A 5,176-nucleotide genomic window follows, 5' to 3' on the forward strand; every position below is an offset into this window, starting at 1 on the left:
AGGCTCGAATACTTTGCCAAGCCCGCCGTGATGCTCATCCTGATCTTCGGGCTGATCTTGTATGGGGAGATCCTGCCGTCCCCGATCGGCTGGCTGTTCCTAGCTGGTCTGGGGTTCTCCCTGCTCGGCGACGTCTTCTTGATGCTGCCTGCCAACCGCTTCATCCCAGGGCTGCTCGCCTTTCTTGCAGCTCACCTGCTGTACGTCGTGGCGTTCAATCAGGGTGGCCCGGTCGTCAGTCCCGCGAGCGCCGCCTTCGCCCTGTTGGTCGCCGCCATCGCCGTTCCGATCCTGGTCCGCATCCGGCGGGCGTTGCTGCTGGCTGGCCGGGCGAAACTGTGGCCACCCGTGGCCGTGTACGGCGTGGTGCTGGCGGCAACGCTGTGGTCGACGTGGTGCACCACCCTCCGCCCCGAGTGGCCCTGGGCCGGCGCCCTGTTGGCGGCAATCGGCGGCGGGCTGTTCTTCGTCTCCGACGCCCTGAACGCCTGGGAGCGCTTTGTGGACCGGTTCACGGCCTCCCGCCTGCTCGTCATGGTTTCCTACCACCTGGCTCAGTACCTGATGGCCGCCGGTGTCGTCCTGGCGGTGGCTGCCGGCGCAGGCTGAGCCTGTGGATTTCGCCAGAGCTAACAGGCGCAGTCCAAACTCCTGTTGAACCGACCCAGGCCACGCTACTCGAGCGGGATGGACCCGTCGAGCCAACGCCTCAGCCCGGCTCGCCCTTTCCAGGGAACCGCCCATGGGAAGGTTCTCCCCTTCCCCCCTCAGCCGGAAGGCGCGCGGTTGTCTAGAATGCCCTGACACAATCGCAGGCACCCAACAGCCGCATAGCAGGAGTCCAAGGCCAGACGAGAAAGCCCCCCATGAGATGTCTCCCTCCGAGGTGGTCGACAAGTTCGTCAAGGGTACCGAGCCCAAGCTGAAGGTCAAAGCGCAATTTGAGATCAAGAAGGGCGACACAGCCAGCGCGATTGTCCTCAAGTGCTACGGCTCCGCCGCCAAGGGCAAGTGGAAGGCGATGTCCGAGGCCAACAAGGCCGTCATCGGGGACAACCCGGGCGCCATCCGCGCCGGCCAGGCGCCGCAGATCCCCGAGCTGTGGCCCGGCAGCCTCTGGAGCGAAATCTGCGGGGCCGCCCCGGTCGGCACGGGTCGCGGGCTCGAGTTGGTACGTGCAGCCCGAGGTCAGGCCGGCACGAACACCTGTTGGCGCAGGCTGTGCACCGGGGTGTCCGGCGTCCGCAGGTAGCTTCCAAGAATTGGATAGGCCGATCGAATCCGATCGGCGAGCTCGAGGGCGATGCAGCGAATCGAGAAGTGGGCGTTCTCTGCCGAGCGCAGCTCGCAGAAGTGAAAGGCCTCGCGCAGGTTCATGCTGAGCACGACTCGACGGTAGTACCCATTTGGGACGACATAGGAGGCGACATCCGGGTTCCAGGCAGCCAGCTCCTCAAACGCCTCGCCGGCAGCGGTCATTGCCGCCCGGTACCGTTCGCCGAAACCGCTATCCTGGATCAGGCGGGGAACGGCGTAGCCGAGCCGAGCGGTGAGCGGTTGCGGAACCTGCGTCATCATCCGGTGACGCTTGAGCTCGAAGAAGGACCCCTGATCGGTCGTGACCTCGACCGTCAGACCCGCCAGCTCCAAGGCGCGGGGGGCGGCGTCATGGGGCCCGCGCCCTCCCAGCAGCGCCTCGGCCAGATCCCGCCGCGCCCGCGGCTCAAGAGCCTGCACCTGATTGATTTCGCCGCGGAAGTCCGCCCCGGCTGAGGGGTACAGGCCTGCCGCCAGCACGCGCGATTCCCCGCTCGGATCAGAATCGAAGAGCATGACGCCTTCGGAGGCGGCGAAGGCCGGAGGGAGGGCCGGACGGAGCTGAGGCACCCCCGAAGCAACCTCCCCGGGAACGGCATACTTGAGCAAGGTCGGCACCTCAGCCAGGCAAGCCTGCTTGAGCTCGGCGGCGAGCGCCCGTACTTCCTGCAGCGGGTGTGCCAACATTCTGCGGAGGGCATTTTCCAGGACGCGAGCGTTGACCGTCATTCCCACGTTGGCGAACACAGCCGCCGGAAGGAGAAAACGACAGGCGTCGACGTAGCGGGAGCGAATCCGCCCGTCCCAGCGGTCTTCGCCCTCGCCCGGGCTACGGGGATACAGCGCCCGCACAACGGGCTTCACCACCTGAAGCGAATCGACGTACGCTTCCATCAGGTTCGCGCAGGCCTGCCGAAAGGCCGCCTCGAACCGCGTACCGCTCACCTCCTGCGGCACATGGAAGCCGTCGATGGACCACACCTGATAGCGGGTGGACTTCTCGGTGTAGGAGGCGAGCCGGCTGTGCTCGATTGCCTCGACCGCCAGCCGCGAGACGTTTTCGAAGGCAACATGGAGCACCGCATGCTCGGCCACCGAAGCATGGCCGTACCCTACGACCCACTTCTCATGAAACGCCGCCGAATCGGCGTCGGTCAGTTCGGCAGCGATCTGCTCGAACGTCTGCGGCGAGCGCGAGGTCTTGGCGAAGGCGACCGCGATCGTCTCGGGGCTAAGCTGCTTGGGGTCGAGCAAGTAGATCCGGCGGCTCCGATCACCCATTGTCGCCCTCCTCGACGGCCAGCATCGCCCGCGCACGGCCGATGTCACGGGCGATCTGCTCCAGCAGCGCCTCCGGCCCGTCGAAGCGCCGCTCATCCCGCAGGCGTTCGATGAACACCAACCGCACTTCCTGGTCGTACAAGTCACGGTCGAAATCCAGCAGGTGGGTTTCAATGATCGGCCTCGGCGTATGTTCTTCGAACGTCGGCCGGAAGCCGATGTTGGTCACAGCCTGCCATCGCTCATCCAGCACATCTGCCCAACAGACGTACACCCCGCTCCCCGGGTAGGCACGCTCCTCCCAGATCGCCAGATTGGCGGTCGGGATTCCCAGCCGCCGCCCTCGGCCGGCACCGCGCATCACTTTGCCGGGAATCAGGAAGTGCCGCCCCAGGTAGCGCCGCGCCCGGCCGACGTCGCCCGAGCGTAGCGCTTCGCGGACGCGGGTGGAACTCACGACCTCGCCGTCCACATGAAGCGGAGGGACCACCTGCACCTGGAATCCAGCCTGCAAGCTGCGCTGCTCGAGGAAGCGACGATTCCCCTCCCGGCCGTGGCCAAGGGCGAAGTCCTCACCGATGAACAACCGGCGCATCCGAAGTTGAGCGAGCATGCGCCCAAGGAACTCGGAGGCGGGGATGGCTGCCAGCTCCTGGTCGAACTGGAGGGAGACGACATGGTCGACGCCGAGCTGGTGAAGCAGGTCGGCCTTCTCCTCGACCGTCGTGATATACAGCGCGGGCTGGCGCCCCCGCAGAACGACGGAAGGATGCGGGAAGAAAGTGACAACCACCGACGGTGCGGACGCTGAACGGGCCGAATCGACCATCGCCTGGATTAGGCGGGCATGGCCCAGATGGACCCCGTCGAACGATCCCATGGTGACGTGGCTTCCCGCCAGGCCGAGAGCTGTGTATTGCTGGAAGGATTGCAGCAGAGTCATCTAAGAGATAAACACCTTGTGGGGGTGCCAGCTACGTCCGTCCGGGGCAGCCTGCAGGATGGCGACCAACTCGCCATCGCTATCCAGCGCCTGGGCCATTCCGGAACAGATCTGGCTGCTCAGGAATCCGCGCCCATTGCGCAGCAGAGTGATCGTGGCCTCGTCGACCGGTAGGCGGGGCATCCCGGGAAGCGCCTCGGTGGCAGGCAGGGCATACCGCCACCAGGCCGGAGGCTCGCCTGCTTCGTGCGCCGCGAGCGACCGGAAGGTCAGTTCCAGTTCCGCCAGGGGGACCGCCTCCTGCAGACGGAAATGGCCGGACGAGGTCCGGCGCAAGGCCCGCAGGTGCCCTCCGCTTGCCAACACCTGGCCCAGGTCGTGGGCCAGCGTCCGGATGTACGTCCCGGCTGAGCACTCGATTTCCAGGGACAAGTCGGGGGGCTGGTAGCCGGTGACCGCCAGTTTCCGAATTTCGATCGGACGCGCCGCCAAGGCTGGGGGTTCACCGCGGCGCGCCAGCTGGTAGGCCTTCTTCCCCTGAACCTTCACTGCGCTGTAGGGAGGCGGGGCCTGCTCGATCCGGCCGCGGAAGCTGTGCAGCGCCTGCTCGATCGCCTCGAGCGGGGGGATCGGTCCGCCAGCGGAGACAACCTCCCCATCCGAGTCATAGGTGGTGGTCGCCACGCCGAAGCGCACAACCGCTTCGTAGGCCTTGTCGCAGGCCGAGAGATACTCGCTCAGCCGCGTGGCGGCGCCCAGGCACAAGACAAGCACGCCCGAGGCCCGCGGGTCCAGCGTGCCAGCGTGGCCCACCTTGCGTATGCCGGTCCCCTTGCGCACAACGTGCACGATCTGGTGCGAGGTCGGGCCGACCGGCTTGTCCACGATCAGCAGGCCGGACTCCTTCAAGCCATGCCCCTGTTACGCCCCGAGAGGGCTGGGCGGGTTGTCTGCAGCACGCGTTCGACCACCTCCTGCAGGGTTCCACTGAGCATGGCGCCGGCGGCAAGCTCATGACCGCCCCCGCCGAAGGAAGCCGCAATCCGGGACACGTCCATGCCGGCGCGAGCCCGCCAACTCACCTTGACTCTGCCCTCCGGCTGCTCGACGAAGATCAGGGTGATATCGGCGCCGTCGATGGTCATCAGCAGGTTGATCAGGTCAGCGTCGTCGCTGCCGACGTAGCCGGCCAGGCCGCGGTCCTCGAGGTTGAGGCTCGCCCATAGCATGCGCCCTTCCCGCTGCAGCCGCGCCAATCCCAGGCCCCAGTAGCGGGCCGCGGCCAGGGAATGACGATTCAGGGTCTGGTCGAAGATTTCGGCCAGCGGCGCGCCCAGCTCCATCAGGTCGGCAGCCTGGCGCAGCAGGTCCGGGCCGACCCCGGGAACGCGGAAACCGATCGTGTCGGTGACGATCCCGGCGAGCAGGTTGCTGGCGACCGGCGAGTCGACCGTCAGGCCGAGTTCCGGCAGAAGGGTAACCAGCAGGCTGGCCGTCGCCGACGCCTGCTCGTCCACCAGGTTGAGGCGGGCGAATCCGGTATTGGTCGGATGGTGGTCGATGTTGATGTCCGGCTGACGGGGCAGAAGGCTGGGGTCCAATCCCATGCGGTCGATGTCGGAGCAGTCGACGCAC

6 protein-coding genes are annotated in these 5,176 nt (G+C 66.6%); 2 read left to right on the forward strand and 4 right to left on the reverse strand.

The annotated features are described in order from the left end of the window. Both MUO23_08195 and MUO23_08200 read left to right on the forward strand, forming a co-directional pair. A partial coding sequence (locus tag MUO23_08195; protein ID MCJ7512936.1) for a lysoplasmalogenase occupies positions 1 to 609 on the forward strand: 609 nt, incomplete at its 5' end. 262 nt (positions 610 to 871) lie between these two features. Beyond that, the gene (locus tag MUO23_08200) at positions 872 to 1,252 is read left to right on the forward strand and encodes a hypothetical protein (protein ID MCJ7512937.1); all 381 of its coding nucleotides are present in this window, start codon (positions 872 to 874) and stop codon (positions 1,250 to 1,252) included. On the opposite strand, the gene MUO23_08205 is transcribed toward MUO23_08200, so the two are convergent. The 4 genes from MUO23_08205 to MUO23_08220 all read right to left on the reverse strand — a co-directional run. After that, the gene (locus tag MUO23_08205; GenBank protein ID MCJ7512938.1) at positions 1,189 to 2,598 is read right to left on the reverse strand and encodes an FAD-dependent thymidylate synthase; all 1,410 of its coding nucleotides are present in this window, start codon (positions 2,596 to 2,598) and stop codon (positions 1,189 to 1,191) included. The two genes, MUO23_08200 and MUO23_08205, sit on opposite strands and share 64 nt — an antisense overlap. Beyond that, positions 2,591 to 3,541 (reverse strand): bifunctional riboflavin kinase/FAD synthetase, encoded by a 951-nt coding sequence (locus tag MUO23_08210; protein ID MCJ7512939.1) that lies wholly within the window; start codon positions 3,539 to 3,541, stop codon positions 2,591 to 2,593. The genes MUO23_08205 and MUO23_08210 overlap by 8 nt, the downstream gene beginning before the upstream one ends. Beyond that, positions 3,542 to 4,450: a tRNA pseudouridine(55) synthase TruB gene (truB, locus tag MUO23_08215; GenBank protein ID MCJ7512940.1), complete on the reverse strand. Its 909-nt coding sequence runs from the start codon at positions 4,448 to 4,450 to the stop codon at positions 3,542 to 3,544. Continuing rightward, positions 4,447 to 5,176 (reverse strand): DHHA1 domain-containing protein (locus MUO23_08220; GenBank protein MCJ7512941.1); only part of this gene is annotated, 730 nt, incomplete at its 5' end. The genes MUO23_08220 and truB, both read right to left, overlap by 4 nt.

This window comes from Anaerolineales bacterium (assembly GCA_022866145.1).
Classification (GTDB): domain Bacteria; phylum Chloroflexota; class Anaerolineae; order Anaerolineales; family E44-bin32; genus PFL42.